Origin of the sequence: Kribbella sp. VKM Ac-2571 (assembly GCF_004362255.1) — a bacterium.
Lineage (GTDB): Bacteria > Actinomycetota > Actinomycetes > Propionibacteriales > Kribbellaceae > Kribbella > Kribbella pratensis.
In genome coordinates this window covers 152,241-169,913 of record NZ_SNWS01000020.1, presented here as the reverse complement: position 1 = coordinate 169,913, position 17,673 = coordinate 152,241, and the positions used below count along the sequence as shown (strand labels likewise).

Sequence of the window (17,673 nt, the reverse complement as noted above, 5' to 3'; positions counted from 1 at the left end):
GTACCCATGATGCTCTGGTCACTCCTCGATCGCTGCCCGCACCGCGCGCAGATGCTGGCGGAAGGTCAGTGACGGATCGGCAGCCCGGCGCTCGAGGTACTGCTTGAAGCTCACCTGCTCACGCAACGACCGCCCGGCCCGGATCTCGTCCGCCTGCCGGTGCTCGGTGTCCCGGATCGACTCCGCCAGGTCGAACAGCTCCTCCAGGCGATCCGCCGGCACGAAGACCGCCCCGTCCTCGTCCGCGAGTACGACGTCGTCCCGGGTCACCGTCCACTCGCCGATCGTTGCTCTGGACAACGCATCGGCCGGCTGCGGGTCGAGCCGCAGCGGGCCGGTCGGCAATGCCCCGAGGCTGAAGACCGGCAACCCGATCGCGGCGATGTCGACCGTGTCCCGGTGCAGTCCCCAGATCACGATCCCGGCGACACCGGCGGCAGCAGCCTCCAGTGCGGCCAGGTCGCCGACGCATGCCTCGTCCCGCCGGCCACCGTTGTCCACGACCAGTACGTCGCCCTCGGCGGCGGACTCGAACGCCTCCAGGAAAACGTCGACACTGCCGACATGCTGCGTCGGCAACACCCGCCCCGCGACCCGACCGCCTGCGACGGCCGTCAACGACACCGTCCGCACCGGCACCCCGGCCCGGACACAAGCATCCGCAACATGTGCAGTGGTCAACCCCGCAAACCGCTCAAGCATGTGACCCCCTCGACAAACCGCTAACGACAGGAGGTAGTCCACCACGCCCGTCGACTCCTCGCGTGCGCGCCCCGAACTCGGCCGCTCCGACGCGACTACCTCCTGTCGTTAGCGCGACAGGAACGCCAGCACGTCCTCAATCGATGGCTCGCCAGACGTATCGATGGTGATCGAAGGAACCGGCAGATCAACGGGCTGGAAGGAGTTGTGGGTGCGGAGCCGGGCATCCGGGCTGATCTGCGCGTCCTCGTGGGCTGCACGGCGTGGGTCCGAGCTGGACCGGGCGGTGATCCGCTCCAGCGCAACCTCGGCCGGGACCGTGCAGTGCACGATCCGGACGTCGGCGCGGTCGAGGAGCGGGCTCAGGCCCGGGTTCCACAGCCGGTCCTGGAACGCCGCTTCCGCGACCACCGTCGTGCCACGGCCGATCAGCAGGCCGAGTACGTCGAAGAACGTCGACAGCGTCCGCATCGTCAGCGGGTCGCCGGGGCCCGGCACGAAGCCCGGAGTCGCGTGCGCCATGCCTTCCTTGATCTCGTCCCGGCAGATCGCCGGGCAGCCGATCGCGGCCGCGATCCGGTGCGCCAGCGTCGTCTTCCCGGTCCCGGGCGGACCACTCACCACGACCAGCATCGGTTTCGACTGCACCCGCCGTACCTTAGCCGTCACGGTGGGCACTCGGTGTAAAACGCGTGTCAGAACTGTCGGCGGCCCCGCCTAGCGTGTTCTCGTGACCACCTATTCCGCGGTCCGTACGACGGGGATCTACTGCCGGCCCGGGTGCGGGGCCAAGCCGCTCGCGGAAAACGTCAGCACGTTCGAGCTGCCTGCCGCCGCGGAGGCGGCGGGGTATCGCGCCTGCTTGCGCTGCCGGCCGTACCGGGTGGCGGGAACCGTGGCCGACGAGGCGCCCGAGCTGGTCTGCCGTGCGGTGCAACTGATCATCGCGGGCCTGCTCGACGAGTCGGGTGAGGAGGCGTTGGGTGCGCGACTCGGGGTGTCGGCGCGGCACCTGCGGCGGATGTTCCACGAGCACCTGGGCGTCACGCCGGACCAGTTCGCCCGCTCGCGGCGGGCGCACTTCGCGCGACGTCTGCTCGACGACACCGATCTCGGCGTCGCGGAAATCGCGTTCGCGTCCGGGTTCGGCAGCCTGCGCCAGTTCAACCGGGCGATGCGCGAGATTTTCCGCGCGTCACCGCGTGCGCTGCGCGATCGCCGGCGTCGCGGCGACCGCCTCGTGGCTGACGGCGGTCTGGTGCTGCGGTTGCCGTTCACCCCGCCGTACGACTGGGAAGCGATGAGCACGTACCTCGGCGCGCACGCGGTCCCGGGCGTCGAGTCGGTCGAGGACGGCGTGTATCGGCGGACGATCTCGCTCGACGGCGAGCCCGGCCTGCTCGAGATCGGTGCGGGCGGCGAAGATCACCTGATTCTTCGCGCGCATCTCCCGTTCTGGGAGGGTGTGATCCATATCGTCGACCGCGCCACCCAGCTCGTCGGGCTCGACCATGAGCCGATCCGCGCCCGAGCACATCTGGCCGCGGACGCCGACCTCGGGCCGCTCGTGGCCGCGCGGCCCGGAATACGTGTTCCTGGCGCGTGGGGTCCGTTCGAGGTTGCGGTCCAGGCCGTCGTCCGGGACCGGCTCGCTCCGAACGACGCGGCCGTGGCGTTGCGCAAACTCGTCGAGGTGTACGGCGTACCGGTCCCCGGGCTCGGGCACGGACTGACGCACGCGTTCCCGGGACCGGAGGCGTTGACCGGAGCCGAACTGGTCGGCCCGCTCGCGCGAGAAGTTGCTGACGGCAACATTACGCTTCAGGCAGGCGTGGAGCTCCGATCGCTCGAGGCCGTCACGAGCCCGCGCGCCGCGCAGGAAATCGCTTTACGCCTCGGAGCCCGTGACGCCTGGCCGTTCGGCGGCGAGGCCGAGCACCTCCGCCCGTGGCGCTCGCTCGCCGCCGTCTATCAACTGGTCAACGCCTCGTAGGCGCTCAACTGGTCAATCCCGCGTAGGTGCCGCTGGTCAGCAGTTCCTCGGCGCCCGACTGAGCCAGCGCGTACGCCGCACTCGTGATCGCCGGCCCGACGCTGATCCGCGCCACGCCGACCTCCGCGAGCTCAGCGACCGTCGGCGCACCCGGCCCGACCATCACGTTGAGCGGCAGCGGCGACTCCAGCACGAGTTCGGCGATCGTCGGAAGGTCGACCACACCCGGTACGAACAGCACATCCGCGCCCGCATCGGCGTAGATCTTCGCGCGTTCGGTCGTGCCGGTCCGGTCACCGAACAAGTACGTGTCGGTCCGCGCGTTGATCACGAGATCGATGCCAGCGGCAACAGCTGCCGCGCGTGCCGTCTTGATCCGCTCGGCCTGCACCAGCGGATCATCCAGGACCCGAGCCGTGCTGTCCTCGATATTGATGCCGACCGCACCCGCCTGGACGACAGCGGTCACCGTCCCCGCGACATCGCCGTACCCGGCCTCGATGTCGGCCGTGACCGGGACGGAAACTGCCGCGCAGATCGCGCGCAGTGCGGCGATCGCGGATTTCTGGTTGAGTCCGCCGGCATCGTCCACACCGGCGGCCCAGGCGATACCCGCGCTCGTCGTCGCGATCGCCGTCGCCCCCGCGGCCTCGATCGCCCGCGCCGAGCCGGCGTCCCACGCGTTCGGCAGCACGAGCGGCGGCTGCCCGTGCAGTTCGCGCAGCCGTCGCGCCAGGTCGTTCACAGGCTGACCAGCAGTTCGTGGTCGACCTCGACGAACTCGACGATCAGATCGGCGAACCGGCCCGCGATCAGCTCCTTGTACGCCGCCGACCCGGTGTGCGCGTCGTACGCCGCCTGGTCCGCGAAGTGCTCGACGAACAACAGGTAGTCCGGGTTCGACGGGTCGCGGTACACGCGGAAGGACAACGTGCCCTCCTCGGCACCCGGTCCCTTCGGAGCGAACTCCTGCACGATCGCCTCGGCAGCGGCCTGGTTGCCGTCCTTCAGCTTGATCGGAAACACCTTTGCCAGCATCGGATTCCTCCTGGGTTTCTGTTCGGGTCCCTCAAGGTTCACCCGCCGGTACAGGCCCGGTCCGGCCATATTCGGTCACATACGTCGTCTCGTACTGCAAGACGATATGTCTCATTCAGCAAGATCCTGGTCTAGCGTGAGGCTTGTCGAGAAAGGCAAAGGAGCCTGGGATGAACAACGTTTACACGCACGGCCATCACGAATCGGTCCTGCGGTCGCACAGCTGGCGGACCGCCGAGAACTCGGCCGGATATCTGCTTCCGCACCTGCGGCCCGGCATGTCTCTGCTGGATGTCGGCGCCGGTCCCGGCACCATCACCGCCGACCTGGCCCGCCTCGTCGCGCCCGGCCGGACGACCGCGCTGGAGGCGAACGCCGCCGCACTCGACATCACCAAGGCCGCGTTCGAAAACCTGGAGCTCGACGTGCAGTTCGTCGTCGGCGACGTGCACGCACTGGATCTGCCGGACGACATGTACGACGTCGTACATGCGCATCAGGTCCTGCAGCATGTGGCGGATCCCGTGCAGGCGCTGCGGGAGATGCGGCGGGTGTGCAAGCCGGGCGGCATTGTCGCGGTCCGCGACTCGGACTATCACGGCTTCGTCTGGTATCCGCAGCTTCCCGAACTGGACGAGTGGATGGCGCTCTACCAGCGGATGGCGCGCGCCAACAGCGGCGAACCGGACGCGGGCAGGCGCCTGCTGTCCTGGGCGCTTGCGGCCGGCTTCGAGCAGGCGGAAGCGACCACGTCGACCTGGGCGTTCGCCAACCCGGAGGATCGTGCGTTCTGGGGCGGCATGTGGGCGGACCGCATCCTCAAGTCGGCTCTTGCGGATCAGGCGCGCGCATCCGGCGTACCGGAGCAGCAACTCGAGGCGATCTCCCAGGCGTGGCGGACCTGGGCCGACACCCCCGACGCCTGCATCTCCATCCTCCACGGCGAACTACTCTGCACCGCCTGAGCACCATTCCCTCGCCAACCGTCTGCGGGCGGTGGGTGGATGTGGTCAGTGGGGAGAGTGTGAGCGCTGGCGGGAGATTTCGTAGAGGACCGCGGTTGCGGCGTTCGCGGCGTTGAGGGAGCTGGCTGATCCGGTGATCGGGATCCGGACCAGGTGGTCGGCCGCTTCCTTCCACGCTGTGCTCAGGCCGGCGGTCTCGTTGCCGATCAGCAGCAGGACCGGCTGGGTGAAGTCGAAGTCGTAGACGTCGGTCGACCCGTGCTCGTCGGTGCCGACCACGACGACCGGCTGCGTGGACCGGCGTACCCAATCTAGGACTTCGCGATGAGAGGGCGCGCGTACGGCGGGAACCGCGAACAGCGATCCCGTCGTCGCGCGGACCGCCTTCGGGTCGTAGACGTCGGCGGCATGCCCGGTCACGATCACCCCGTCGGCGCCGAACGCGTCGGCGGAGCGGATGATCGACCCGATGTTCCCGGGCCCGGTCGGCCGGTCGAAGACGACGCCCAGGAACTCCGGCCCGACCGGGATCCGATCGAGATCGTCGGCAGGCAGCTCCAGTACGGCGATCAGCTCGGGCTCCTCCTTCTCGCCGAGCTCGGCCAGCAACTCCGGCGCCATCGCGACCCGCTCGACGTCCGGCAGCCGCTGCAGCAGGTCGGAAGCCCACCGGGACAAGGGCCGGGATGCGTCGGTGATGACGGTGCGCACGGGCCAACCGTTGTCCACGGCAACCGAAATCGGGCGCACGCCCTGCACCAGGAACTCGCCGGACCGCTGCCGCTTGGTGCGATTGGTCAGCGACGCCTGCCACACCTGAAACCGAGCGTTCCGCGACGAAATCCGTTGCACCGCCCCACCCTACGACGACGTGGCGGCCGCTGGACCTCAGGTCGGTGGGGCGGTTGACTCGCGGACGATCAGTTCGGGGCGGAAGAGTAGGGACTGGCCCTGGGTCGGTCCGGAGTCGTCCAGGCGGGATCGGAGTTGGGTGAACGCGGCGGCCGCCATCTCCTTCATCGGCTGCCGGACCGTCGTGAGCGTCGGCGCGTACAAATCCGCGAGCACGATGTCGTCGAACCCGACCACCGACACGTCCTTGCCCACCTCGAGTCCGCCGTCCCGCAGCCCGCGGCAGACCCCGAGCGCGCACATGTCGTTGATCGCGACGATCCCGGTCGGCGGCTCCTCCAGCGCGAGCAGCTCCGCCGCGGCCGCGCGACCCAACTCGGACGCCTCGACATCCCCGAAGTCGTCCGCATCGCCCTTGACCGGCGCCCGGACCGAAGTCGCCGGATCGATTCCCGCCTGTTCGAGACCGGCCGTGAACCCGCGGTACCGCTCCTTGCGGTTGACGCTCGCCAACGCGCCGGACACGAACGCCAGCCGGCGATGCCCCAGATCCGTGAGGTGCTGCGTGGCGAGCTGACTGCCGATCGCGTTGTCGACGCTGATGCTGACGAGAGATGCGGGGTCGCCGGCTTGCGACGTACGGTCGAAGGCGACCAGTTGCAGCCCGCGCTCGACCAGCGGCATCACATGCTCGAGCGACGGCAGCGACGAGCACAGTACGACGCCGTGGACGCCGTCGGCCCACAACTCGTCGACGTAATCGCGCTCGCGCCGGGGATCGCGCTCGGAATTGCAGAGCAGCACGTGGTATCCCTCGGCCAGCGCCGCGGATTCCAGGTGCCGCGCGAGCGCGCCCCAGAACGGGTTGCCCACCGAGGGGACGACGAGCCCGATCGTGGTGTTCCGGCCGGTGCGCAGTTGCCGGGCGGCCCGGTTCGGCCGGTAGCCGAGCTTGTCGATGGCGCGCTCGATCCGCTGCCGGGTCTCCGGCAGCATCCGGTGGTTGCGCCCGTTGAGCAGGTTCGACACCGTGCTCGGCGAGACACCCGCCTCGGTCGCGACCTGCTGGATCGTCACCTCGCCAGTTCTCAATTCACCGCCCACCCGCGCATTCTGTCACCTCGTCGGTGCTGCCGTGCCGCAGTGCAACGATGCATCACCTGCGGTCCAAAGTCCAGCTTCAAGTTCGTGAGGGCCAACCTCTTGACGGGCGATGAAATCCGTTCCTAGCATGCGGTGCATCGTTGCACCAGCCTCGCACAACTGCGCCGCTCCGGCTGGTAGATCGTTGCACCACAACTCTTCCTTCCCTTCTCTCTCCCCTCCGCAGCACCACGAAAGGCGCGCCATGGAGTACACCCGCAGATCAGTCCTGACGGCCCTCGGGCTCGGCGCGGTCGCCGCCGCCACCGGGTGCTCCGCGTCGTCCGGCAACAGCCAGGCGACCGCCGACGGACCCGTCGAAGGCGAGATCAGCCTGCTCACCCCGCTGTACGAGGGCAGCACCGGCAAGGACCTGCTGGAGGGCAAGCTGCTGCCGGCGTTCAAGCAGAAGAACCCGAACGTCACGGTCAAGGTCGACTACACGACGTATGCAGCCCTGAACGAGAAGATCACCACCAGCCTGGCCGGCGGCCTGATGCCGGACGTGGTGATGCTCGGCGTCGGCTGGATCCCGCCGTTCGCGCACAAGAAAGTGCTCGCGCCGCTGCCCGACGACCTGGCCAAGCGGTACGAGTACGAGGACCGCGTCCTCGAGCCGTCCCGGTACGACGGCAAGTTGTACGCATTGCCGATGGTCCTCGACACCCGCATCGTCACCTACCGCAAGGACCTGTTCGCCGAGGCCGGGATCAAGGCACCGCCGAAGGACTGGGCCGAACTGCGGGAGATGTCCAAGGAACTGGCCCGCAGCGATGGCTCCGGCAAGCTCAGCCGGGTCGGCTTCGACCCGTTCTCGATCGATCTCCGGCAGTGCTGGGAGACGTTCCTGTTCGCGAACGACGGCAACCTGTTCGACGAGAGCGGGCACGAGGTCAAGTTCAACGACGACCGTGGCGTCGAGGCGTTGCAGTTGTTCCTCGACGTCATCAAGGACAAGTCGGCCGACTACTCGTTCAAGTCGGCCGCCGGTCAGCCGACCACGCTGCAACAAGGTCGCGCCGCGATGATGATGTCGAACAACTCCCTCTGGGTGCAGCTCAAGAAGCAGAACCCGGAGCTGCTCAAGGAGGACAAGGTCGGGGCGTTCATCCTGGCCAACAAGGTGCCCGCGATGCTGCAGGGCGGCACCATGGTGGCCCGGTCGGCCTCCTCCAAGCACGCCGCCGCGGCCCAGGCGCTGGTGGAGTTCATGGGTACGCCGGAATCCATCCTGCCGACCGCGGAACAACGCGGTTCCGTGCCCGGTGTCCAGGACCTGCGGACCTCGGACTACGTCAAGGAGAACGGTTTCGTGAAGCTTGCCCTGGACAACATGAGCAAGGCCCGGTCCGAGGGCGGTACGGCGGCCTGGATGGAGATCCGGGAGAAGATCAAGACCACCCTCGAGACCGCTGTGGTCGGCAAGCGGACCGCCAAGGAAGCGATCGACGAGCTCGCGAACCTGAGCAAGGAAGCGATTTCGCGACTGTGAGCGGAACGATGGTGCCGACGCGGGACCGGGTGCGCGCGGCCGCATCCGGGCCCTCCGCTGCTCCGCCCCGGCGCCGGGGGCTGCAGCGTGCCCGCCGCCGGGCCGGTCTGCTGATGGTCGCGCCGGCCGTGCTGCACGCGCTGATCTGGATCGGCATCCCGCTGGTCGCCGCGGTTGTGCTGAGTTTCACGTCGTACGACGTGCTCACGCCGCCGCGTTTCATCGGCCTGGAAAATTTCCGCGACCTACTTTCCGACAACGTTTTCCGTCGCGCCGTACTGAACACGAGTGTCTACACGTTCTTCACGGTGCCGGTGGCGATGGGCATCGCGCTGCTGATCGCGCTGATGCTGAACACCCGGCTGGCCGGACGGGCGATCTTCCGGACCGCGATCTTCATTCCGCAGGTGACCGCGACGATCGCGGTGGCACTGGTGTGGCTGTGGATCTACGACCCACGCAGCGGTCTGGCCAACGCTGTCCTTTCGTTCCTCGGTCTGGACGGCCCGGCGTGGCTGTCGTCGACGGACTGGGCGATGCCGGCGGTGATCGTGGTCGGGATCTGGCAGGGGATCGGCCTGAAGATGCTGATCTACCTGGCCGCGCTGCAAAGTCTGCCGACCGATCTCTACGAGGCGGCGTCGGTGGACGGCGCGTCGAAGTTCCGGCAGTTCTTCAGCCTGACCCTGCCGTTGCTCCGGCCGGCGACGTTCTTCGTCTTCGTCACGTCGGTGATCGGCGCGTTCCAGTCGTTCGACCAGGTGTACATCCTGACCGACGGCGGGCCGGCCAACAGCACGACGATGATGACCTACGAAATCTACAAATCCGCTTTCCGGGAGTTCCGGATGGGATACGCATGCGCGCAGAGCCTGGTGTTGTTCGCACTGCTGCTGTTCCTGACGTTGCTGAACCGGCGGATCACCGGAGGTGACCGTGCCACCCGTTGAGACCTCCCGCCGGGCCCGGACCGGCCGGATCGCGCTCTACCTGACCCTGACTGCGATCTCTGTGGTGATGATCGTGCCGTTCGTCTGGATGCTGCTCACCTCGGTGAAGAGCCCCGGCGACATCGCCGCGGTCCCGCCGCGGTTGTTCCCGACGAAGTGGGCCTTCGGCAACTATGCGGACGCGTTGCACGCCGCGCCGTTCGCGACGTACGCGCGGAACAGCTTCGTGATCGCCGCGAGTCACACCGTGCTGAACGTGCTGATCGCCTCGATGGCCGGGTACGCGCTGGCGCGGCTGCGGTTCCGGGGCAGTTCGCTGATCTTCCTCGCGTTCGTCGGTGCGCTGATGATCCCGACGTACACGAAGATCCTGCCGGAGTTCCTGATCGTGCGGTTCATGCCGCTGTTCGGCGGGAACGACATCACCGGGCAGGGCGGCACCGGGTGGCTGGACACCTGGTGGGCGCTGATCATCCCGGGCGCGGTCAGCCCGTTCTCGGTGTTCCTGTTCCGGCAGTTCTACCTGGACCTGCCGGTGGAACTGGAGGAGGCGGCCCGGCTGGACGGCCTCGGTGAGCTGGGCATCTACGCGCGGATCATGACGCCACTGGTGAAGCCCGCGTTCATCACGGTCGCGCTGCTCACCTTCGAGGGATCCTGGAACAACTTCCTCTGGCCGCTGCTGGTGACCAAGAGCGACAGCCTGCGGGTGATCCAGGTCGGACTTTCCGTTTTCCGCACCGAGAACGACACCCAGTGGGCGTTCCTGATGGCCGGGACCACGCTGGCCACCGTGCCGATGGTGGTGCTGTTCCTGATCGGGCAGCGCTACTTCGTCCAAGGTTTCGCGACCGCGGGCATCAAATGACACTCAGCTGATACTGACTGAAAGGACTGTTTCTATGACCGGGGAACTGCAGGGGACGCGCGCGCTGGTGACCGGAGCCGGGCACGGCATCGGCCGCGGGATCGCGCTCGGCCTGGCGGCGGCCGGCGCGGACGTGGTCGTGCACTACGGAAAGTCCGCCGATGCGGCCGCGCAGACCGTTTCCGACATCGAGGAACTCGGCCGGAAGGCGATCGCGGTCGGCGCCGACGTGACGAGTACGGCGGACGTCGACCGGCTGCTCGACGAAACGGCCGGTTTCCTCGGCGGTCTCGACGTCCTGGTCTGCAACGCCGGTCACCTGATCGGGCGGGTCAAGGTCGAGGACATGACCGACGAGCACTTCCAGCAGGTCGTGGACGTGAATCTGGGCGCGACGTTCCGGACCACCCGGGCCGCGATTCCGCACCTCGCGCAGTCGGCGAACCCGCGGATCATCACGATGGCCTCGCTCGCCGCGCACAACGGCGGCGGTCCCGGGTCGGTGATCTACGCGGCGGCGAAGGCCGGGATCCGCGGATTCACCAAGGGCCTGGCGAAGGAGCTCGGGCCGCAGGGGATCACGGTCAACTCGGTCGCACCGGGGTACATCGCCGAGACGGCGTTCCATCAAACGTTTTCCACCGAGGCGGCGCAGGCGAACATGGTCGCGGGCACGCCGATCGGCCGCGCCGGGCAGGTCGAGGACGTGGCGAACGCGGTCCGGTTCCTGGCGCTGCCGGCGTCCGGGTACCTGACCGGCATCACCATCGACATCGACGGTGGCACGTGGCCGCGCTGAACGGAAATCCGCCGACGGAACGCGGTGGCTGGTGGCACGAGTACGTGTGCCCGGCCCACGGCGTCGAGCTGGCGCACGTCGGATTCGATTCCGGAAACTTTCCGGCCGGCGGCGTGCCGTGTTCCTACGGTTGCCGCGTCGACACGCCCGCGGTGCGTGGCGCGTGGACGGTGCTGGCACATCACTTCTGGGCGCGGCGGATCCGCTTGCTCTCGTACGACGGCGGTGGCGCTGACCTGCTCTCGTCGTACGCGCGGTTGTATTCGGACCTCACGAAGGCGGGGGAGCACGAGCAGGCGCAGGGGTGGATGCAGCGCGGGCGGCTCTTTCACCAGGCGCTCACCGATGCAGTGTGGGGTGTTCCGATCGCGCACTCGATCCTGAACCTGGCTGGGCGGGCCGACCTCCGTGAGACGTTGCCGATGCTCGATGACATGGTTGCCGGGGCACAGCGGGCGCGTGAGGCGATGGTTGCCCAGGACAAATTCTCGTCCAACTACACGGCGTGGTTCAACGCGCTCGGTACGACGGCGAGTCAGGCGGCTGCGGCCGTTCGCGGTGAGGTGTGGTCCGGGGAGAAGGAGTGGCTGACCGGCGAGCACGGGCAGTTCGCACACCTGGACGTGACGACCGGCGAGGACGGCTGGGAGTGGGAGGCCAGCACGTATTACCACGGCTTCGTACTGCGCGCTTATCTGCTGAGCCTGCGTGGCGTCGACCCGTCGCTGGTGCCCGACCGCCTCGAGAAGATGATCACGGCCCTCGCCTCGATCGCCACCGATGGCGGCATTCTCCCGGCTCTCCACGACGGCCCATATCTCCGGGTGCCGCTCGCGCTGGAGTGGCTGGAGATCGTGGCGCTGGCCCGTCAGTTCACAACGGCTCACGGTCTGGATGCCGTCGCTGGTCTGGCTCTGGCAGAGGTCGGCTCGGCGTACGACGGCCTGGAGGACAAGCTCACCGGATGGTTCGGCGGCCCGCCCCGCGCCCCGGAGCCAACCTCGTTCCAGGGCACACATCTGAGCTCGTCCTATGCGGTGATTCGCGTGCCCGGGATTCACGCGATCCTCGACCACGGGCCGCACGGTGGCTCCCATGGGCACCACGACAAGCTCGCGCTCTTCCTGTACGGCGCCACGACCCCGTGGCAACCCGATCCCGGTCAGGTCCCGTACGGGCATGCCCAATGGCGCGCCCATTACAAGTCCGTCACCGCGCATCCGACGATCCGCATCGACAACCTCGAACCCGCCGAGGCAACGGGCGAGTTGACGCACGACGAGGACTCGGTGAGGGCCACGATCGACGGTTGGTACGACGGTGTACGTGCGGTGCGGAAGTTGATTGCCGGCAACAACTACTTGGTGGATGTCGTCCGGGTGACAGCGGATCGCGAGCGCGAGATCGTCCTGCAGTTCCGGCCCGATGTCGAGCTGGCCGTGGAGGTTGGACCGGACGCGATCCGGACAACGTGGGTCGGCGACGAGACGCTGTACGGATACCACGTCGGCGGTGTGCCCGTTGACGCCGGACAGGGTGACGCTGCGCCGGGCGACGTCGTACTGGGTGGTGCTGTGCCGGTGGTTCGGCCGGGTCCTGGGCCGGCTGATGATCCGCAGCGGGTGCGGACGTGGGTCGACTGGACGGTGGTCGGTGCGGACGCGACGTACTGCTCTGTCTACTCGACCGCGCCTGTGGACGTGCGGCTGGTCGGGGACGCGATCACCGTCGACGGGCATGAGCACTCGATCGGAGGGCTGTGATGTTCGACAAGCGGATCGCGGAGGTGCGGGCCGGGCTCGACGGGCGGTATGCCGCGCAGTGGCGGCGGTTGCGGGAGCAGTGCGACTGGTACCGCACGCAGACCCCGCCGACCGAGCACCCGTCCGCGAGCATCACCTACTTCGGCCCGGCCGCCGCGAACCTCGCGCTTGCCTACCGCCTGACCGGCAACGAGGGCTACCGGTCCGAGGCAGCCCGCTGGATCTCGGCCGCAATCGGTTTCCCCCATTGGGGCAAGGCGCACCTGCCGGACCACGATCTCGACGCGGGGTGGTTGCTCCATGGCTTGTCCGTCGCCTCCACCTGGCTCGGCGACGACTTCGAGTTGGCCGACGAGTTGCGCGCCAAGCTCGAGTTGCAGGGTTCGCGGTTGTACGAGTTCGCCGTCGAGTCCGAGGGCTCGTGGTGGAGTTCGTCCTACTGGCAGAACCACAACTGGATCTGCTACACCGGGCTCGCTGCGGCCGGGTACGCGCTGGGTCGCACCGAGTGGACCGAACGTGCCCGGCGGAACTTCGAGACAGTCATCGAGTTGCTGCCGGCCGACGGGTCGGACATGGAGGGCGTCGTCTACTGGCGGTACGGCGTTCCGTGGCTGGCGACGTACCTCGATCTGCTGCAGGACCAGGAAGGGCTCGACTGGTGGGAGCGCTGCCGGTTCCTGGCGAACACGTTTTCCTACCGGTTGCAGCAGTGCGCGCCGGGGTTCGAGGAAAACATCGATCACGGCGACTGTCACGACCGGCGGAGCGGACACAGTGTTGCGCTGTACCGGAAACTCGCGTCCGCATACCGCATCGGTGAGGCGCAGTGGCTGGCGGATCTCGTGTCCGAACGCTTCTTCTGGCGGGAGGCGTACGCGAGCGGCGTGAAGCCGGGCGTGATGCCGGAGGCGTACCTCGAACTGCTCTGGTACGACGATTCGCTACCGCCTGTCGATCCTGCGAAGACCGCGCCACTTTCCGCGTACTTTCCGGACCTCGGCCTCGTCACGGCGCGGACCGGATGGGACGACGAGGCAACGATGGTGTCGTTCAAGGCGGCGCCGGGCGGCGGGCACCAGGCCTGGGAGACGTCGCACCGGCTGGACCGCGAGCGTGAATGGGACACGTTGAGCGCCGGGCACCATCATCCCGACTCCGGATCGTTCGTGCTGACGTCGCGGGGCGCGTTCCTGGCCGTGGACGAGGGATACAGCAACCGCAAGCGGGCGGGGGACCACAACCTGATCCTGGTCGACGGCTTCGGGTACGCCGACGAGGACCGGTATCACGTCTACAAGGGGATTCCGTACGAGCGTCAGGCGCGAATGGTCGACGTACACGCGGTCGACGGGATGGCGCATGCCACCGCGCAGATCGCGGCGATGTACCCGCCCGAACTGGGCATCACGCGGCTCGATCGGACGCTGGTCTTCACCCCGGCGGGACGGCTCGTACTGCTGGATCGCTGCGCGGCCGACTCCCCGCGTGACTGGACTCTCCTGCTGCACGCCGACTGGCCGATCGAGTACGCCGACGAGATCGCGCTGCGGTCCGGGTCCGCGCAGGCGTGGGTCCGATTCCACACGCCGCTGACGGTCGAGTCTGCGGTGACGGAGGTCGAGGCCAACCCGACGTCCAGCACTCCCAGCCTCCGCCTGACCCGCACGATGCACACACTCCGCGCTACCGCCCATCAGTCGACGACCGCCACCCTCCTCACCACGATCGAGCCAACGTCCGCCCTCCACCCGACTCGGCCGACGGCTCGCCGACTCGACCTCACCCACGGCTTCGGCATCGCCTTCGACGACGAGACCGTCCTGCTCGCCGACGACGAAGGAGTACTGGACGCCCAGGCCATCACAATTGCCGGCAATGCGGCCGTCGGAGCGGGCGATCACCCACAGCAAGCCGATCGTGATGGCGTGGCGGTCCGCGCCATCATCCGCACCCCAGCAAGGACGGTCACCCTATGACCCGCCCCACCACCCAGCCCCCACCCCGCGCCACAGCCCGGCGAGCCGCCGCGGACGCGGATCGGCGAGAAGGCGCGGATGTGGGGTGGCGGGACGTCGCGAGTGTGGGACGGCGAGGCGGGGGTGGGGTGGGTCGGCGGGGGTTGGAGTGGTTGGGGTGGGTTGCTCATCCGGCGGCGGCGGGGGTGGCGTTCACGGTCTTGTGTTTGGGGATCGTGACGTGGTTGCCGGCGTTGGCTGCGGTTGGGTTCGCGCTCAATCGGTGGCGGACCGACGGTGACACACGGTGTTTCACCGGGGTGTTCGCCGGCTGGCGCAAGTACTGGCGCCCGCTCCTGCCGCACTCCGTCCTGATGACGATCGCCGCAGTGATTGCCGCGAGCAACTTGTCGTTCCTGTTCGGCCGGTCCGGGCCCCTCGTCCTGACGCTGTTCATGATCCACGTCGGTCTGATCGCCGCCGCGGTCACCTACCACCTCGCGCTCGCCGTCGCCGCGGGCCGCAACCCGTCCGGATCATCCGCCGACTGGCGCCGTACGGCGTTCCGGCTCGCCTTCACCTCCGTACCGCGCGGCACCGCACTGCTCGGCGCCGCAGTCGCCGCGCCTGTCTTCTCGCTCGTCGTACCAGCAGGTCCCTTGCTCCTCGGCACCACAGTTCCGGTTCTGGTCGGCCTGCTCGTCGCTGACCACTCCTAGCCAGACAGCACTCATAGGCAGCAAACCGCCCAACCAGGAGGACCACCATGTCCCGAGCTGTCCCGATCCTGCTTCTCGGCGCCGCGCTGGCGCTGCCTGCGGTCCCGGCGCACGCCGCGACCGACTACTACGTCGCCACCACCGGCAGCGACGCGAACTCCGGTACGTCGACCGGTACGCCGTTCGCGACCATCCAGAAAGCGCTGGATACCGCGCCCCGCGGAGCGACCGTACATCTTGCCTCCGGCACCTATCTCCAGGACGCGGTGACGATCAGATCCGGTGTCACGATCACCGGCCCGTCGACCGCAGTCGTGAAGGGCGCCGGAAACTCGCGCATTTTCCAGATCCAGCACGACAGCGTCACATTGGACGGGTTCACGATCGACGGGCTGTTCGGGTCCTCGTCCAGCAAGGACGGGTACCGGGACAAGCTCGTGTACGTGATGAGCACGTCGCCTGGTGACGGCGTGGGCACGCTGACGATCCGGAACATGCGGTTGAAGAACGCGGGCGGCGAGTGCCTGCGGCTGCGGTACCTGATCACGAACGCCGACGTCCACGACAACACCGTCGGTCCGTGCGGCGTGTACGACTTCAAGTTCAACGACGGCGGGAAGAACGGCGAGGGGATCTACCTCGGGACCGCGCCGGAGCAGCAGGGTCAGAACGGCGCACCGGACGCCCAGGCGGACCGTAGCCGGAACAACCACATCCACGACAACACGATCGCGACGTACGGCAACGAGTGTGTCGACGTGAAGGAGAACTCCACCGCGAACGTGATCGAGCACAACGACTGCAGTCAGCAGAAGGACTCGAGCTCCGGCGGACTGGACGCCCGCGGCAACGGAAACACGTTCCGCTACAACACGATCCACGACAACACCGGCGCCGGCGTTCGCCTCGGCGGCGACACGGAAACCGATGGCGTCGACAACAACGTCTACGGAAACACGATCATGAACAACGCGTCGGGCGGCGTGAAGTTCATGCGGACGCCGCAGGGTCAGGTCTGCGGAAACACCATGTCAGGAAACACCGGTGGAGATTCCGTCGGCACCTACGCCGCCGATTTCACCCCCGCGTCGGCCTGCTGATGAGTAGGCCTTCCGACCGAACGGGCGACTCATCAAACGCGCGTCCGTCCGTGCGCACTGTTGCGCGCCGCCCAGGCGCAGGCAGCACAGGCAGCACAGGCAGCACAGGCAGCGCAGGCAGTGCAGATGGCGGTGTGTCGCGTCGTAGAGTCCTCGGCGGTGCGGCTGTCGGGATCCTCGGCACTGCGGTGGGCGCAACGTCGTCCGCTGCAGCCATCGCCGACACCCCAGCGCCCACGAACTCGCGCACACGCCGGTGGGCTGCGAGTTGGGCGACGGCGCAGACCGCTCCCACCGCCGCGGACGCTGACGCAACGAGTGGCTTCACCGATACCACCCTCCGATACAAGCTCCGGCTCTCCGCCGGCACCACCTCTCAGGCCGGCGACGGTGTTCCGGCGGTTGATGGTGCGGCCGTGGCCGGTCCTGCGATTCGATTGCGGTTTGCGAATCCGTTTGGTTCTGCCCCGGTCGTGGTGGGGCCGGTGACGGCTAATGCCGAGCCGGTGTTCTTCGGCGGCGAGAAGGACGTAGTGCTGGCCGCAGGGGCGACCGTGGCGAGCGATCCGGTCGCGTTGGACCTGCCGGATGGCGCGGATCTGGTGGTGAGCATGTACGTGCCCGGTCCGACCGGTCCGCTGAGCTTCCACCGGAACGTGCATGCGACCGGCTACATCGGAGATCGCGCCACGAACTCGGTGTTCCTGCTCACTGGCGTCGACGTCCCGGCGACCGGACGTCAGATGGTCGCGGTCCTCGGCGACTCGATCACCGAGGGCGTCGGCACACCGGACAACGCCAACCTCCGCTGGCCCGACCAGTACGCCGCGCGGTTCCGCCGGCGCCCCGCGATCGCCAACCTCGGGATCAGCGGAAACCGTGTTCTGCTCGACGACGCCCGCTTCGGACCCAGCGGTCAGTCCAGGTTCGACCGCGACGTACTCGGCCTGCCGAACGTCGCGACGCTGGTGATGTTCCTGGGCATCAACGACATCCAGCAACCGCCCAGCCAGACCGACCCGGCCCGGATCCTCCAGGCCTACGAACAGTTGGTACGCCGCGCGCACGACCACGACCTCGAGGTGATCGGCGCGACGATCGGCCCCTTCAAAGGCTGGATCCGCTACACCGAAGCACTGGACCAGGTCCGCAATGACGTCAACGGCGTACTCCGGCAAGGACGCCTCTTCGACCGACTCCTCGACGTCGACGCCGCCCTCCGCGACCCGGCCGATCCCGCCCGACTCCGCCCCGACTTCAACAGCGGCGACGGTCTGCACCCCAACTCCGCCGGCGCAAAGGCGATCGCCCTAGCTCTTTGAGAGGATCCA

Annotated in this window: 17 protein-coding genes; 11 read left to right on the top strand and 6 right to left on the bottom strand. The window is 68.1% G+C overall.

Features of this window, described 5'->3' with window-relative positions:
- Positions 1–18 precede the first annotated feature (18 nt).
- On the bottom strand, positions 19–702 hold the full coding sequence (locus EV651_RS34805; protein WP_133789500.1) for an RraA family protein: 684 nt from the start codon (positions 700–702) through the stop codon (positions 19–21).
- Positions 703–810: 108 nt separating this feature from the next.
- Positions 811–1,350: an AAA family ATPase gene (locus EV651_RS34800; RefSeq protein WP_238157382.1), complete on the bottom strand. Its 540-nt coding sequence runs from the start codon at positions 1,348–1,350 to the stop codon at positions 811–813.
- A gap of 82 nt (positions 1,351–1,432) precedes the next feature.
- On the opposite strand from EV651_RS34800, the gene EV651_RS34795 reads away from it, so the two are divergent.
- Positions 1,433–2,695: an AlkA N-terminal domain-containing protein gene (locus tag EV651_RS34795; RefSeq protein WP_133789499.1), complete on the top strand. Its 1,263-nt coding sequence runs from the start codon at positions 1,433–1,435 to the stop codon at positions 2,693–2,695.
- Positions 2,696–2,699: 4 nt separating this feature from the next.
- Here the strand turns inward: EV651_RS34795 and EV651_RS34790 are convergent, their stop codons facing one another.
- A complete protein-coding gene (locus tag EV651_RS34790) occupies positions 2,700–3,440 on the bottom strand; it encodes an isocitrate lyase/phosphoenolpyruvate mutase family protein (RefSeq protein WP_133789498.1) in 741 nt (246 codons plus the stop codon).
- On the bottom strand, positions 3,437–3,733 hold the full coding sequence (locus tag EV651_RS34785; RefSeq protein WP_166658884.1) for a putative quinol monooxygenase: 297 nt from the start codon (positions 3,731–3,733) through the stop codon (positions 3,437–3,439). The genes EV651_RS34790 and EV651_RS34785 overlap by 4 nt, the downstream gene beginning before the upstream one ends.
- A 170-nt stretch (positions 3,734–3,903) precedes the next feature.
- Here EV651_RS34785 and EV651_RS34780 point away from each other — a divergent pair, with 170 nt between their 5' ends.
- Positions 3,904–4,698, top strand: a complete 795-nt coding sequence (locus EV651_RS34780; RefSeq protein WP_133789496.1) for a class I SAM-dependent methyltransferase — start codon at positions 3,904–3,906, stop codon at positions 4,696–4,698.
- 45 nt (positions 4,699–4,743) lie between these two features.
- On the opposite strand, the gene EV651_RS34775 is transcribed toward EV651_RS34780, so the two are convergent.
- Together EV651_RS34775 and EV651_RS34770 are read right to left on the bottom strand one after the other, a co-directional pair.
- Positions 4,744–5,550, bottom strand: coding sequence for an RNA methyltransferase (locus EV651_RS34775; RefSeq protein ID WP_133789495.1), 807 nt, complete (start codon positions 5,548–5,550; stop codon positions 4,744–4,746).
- A 36-nt stretch (positions 5,551–5,586) separates the two neighbouring features.
- On the bottom strand, positions 5,587–6,654 hold the full coding sequence (locus EV651_RS34770) for a LacI family DNA-binding transcriptional regulator (RefSeq protein WP_202870652.1): 1,068 nt from the start codon (positions 6,652–6,654) through the stop codon (positions 5,587–5,589).
- A gap of 244 nt (positions 6,655–6,898) precedes the next feature.
- Between EV651_RS34770 and EV651_RS34765 the strand changes: the two genes are divergently transcribed.
- The 9 genes from EV651_RS34765 to EV651_RS42055 all read left to right on the top strand — a co-directional run bounded on the left by EV651_RS34765 (position 6,899) and on the right by EV651_RS42055 (position 17,664).
- The gene (locus EV651_RS34765) at positions 6,899–8,185 is read left to right on the top strand and encodes an extracellular solute-binding protein (protein ID WP_133789494.1); all 1,287 of its coding nucleotides are present in this window, start codon (positions 6,899–6,901) and stop codon (positions 8,183–8,185) included.
- Positions 8,182–9,135: a carbohydrate ABC transporter permease gene (locus tag EV651_RS34760; RefSeq protein ID WP_202870651.1), complete on the top strand. Its 954-nt coding sequence runs from the start codon at positions 8,182–8,184 to the stop codon at positions 9,133–9,135. The genes EV651_RS34765 and EV651_RS34760 overlap by 4 nt, the downstream gene beginning before the upstream one ends.
- Positions 9,122–10,003 carry a carbohydrate ABC transporter permease gene (locus tag EV651_RS34755; RefSeq protein ID WP_238157381.1) on the top strand — a complete coding sequence of 294 codons (882 nt, stop codon included), beginning with the start codon at positions 9,122–9,124 and terminating at the stop codon, positions 10,001–10,003. Before EV651_RS34760 ends, EV651_RS34755 begins: the two co-directional genes overlap by 14 nt.
- A 34-nt stretch (positions 10,004–10,037) precedes the next feature.
- Entirely contained in the window at positions 10,038–10,802 is a 765-nt protein-coding gene (locus tag EV651_RS34750) for an SDR family NAD(P)-dependent oxidoreductase (protein WP_133789493.1), read from the top strand.
- Positions 10,790–12,565: a heparinase II/III family protein gene (locus EV651_RS34745; RefSeq protein WP_133789492.1), complete on the top strand. Its 1,776-nt coding sequence runs from the start codon at positions 10,790–10,792 to the stop codon at positions 12,563–12,565. The genes EV651_RS34750 and EV651_RS34745 overlap by 13 nt, the downstream gene beginning before the upstream one ends.
- Entirely contained in the window at positions 12,565–14,544 is a 1,980-nt protein-coding gene (locus tag EV651_RS34740; protein ID WP_133789491.1) for a hypothetical protein, read from the top strand. Before EV651_RS34745 ends, EV651_RS34740 begins: the two co-directional genes overlap by 1 nt.
- Positions 14,541–15,242 carry a DUF624 domain-containing protein gene (locus EV651_RS34735; RefSeq protein ID WP_133789490.1) on the top strand — a complete coding sequence of 234 codons (702 nt, stop codon included), beginning with the start codon at positions 14,541–14,543 and terminating at the stop codon, positions 15,240–15,242. Before EV651_RS34740 ends, EV651_RS34735 begins: the two co-directional genes overlap by 4 nt.
- Before the next feature lie 47 nt (positions 15,243–15,289).
- Positions 15,290–16,342 carry a right-handed parallel beta-helix repeat-containing protein gene (locus EV651_RS34730; RefSeq protein ID WP_133789489.1) on the top strand — a complete coding sequence of 351 codons (1,053 nt, stop codon included), beginning with the start codon at positions 15,290–15,292 and terminating at the stop codon, positions 16,340–16,342.
- Between the two features lie 485 nt (positions 16,343–16,827).
- Entirely contained in the window at positions 16,828–17,664 is an 837-nt protein-coding gene (locus tag EV651_RS42055; protein ID WP_202870649.1) for a GDSL-type esterase/lipase family protein, read from the top strand.
- The last annotated feature ends 9 nt before the right edge of the window (positions 17,665–17,673 follow it).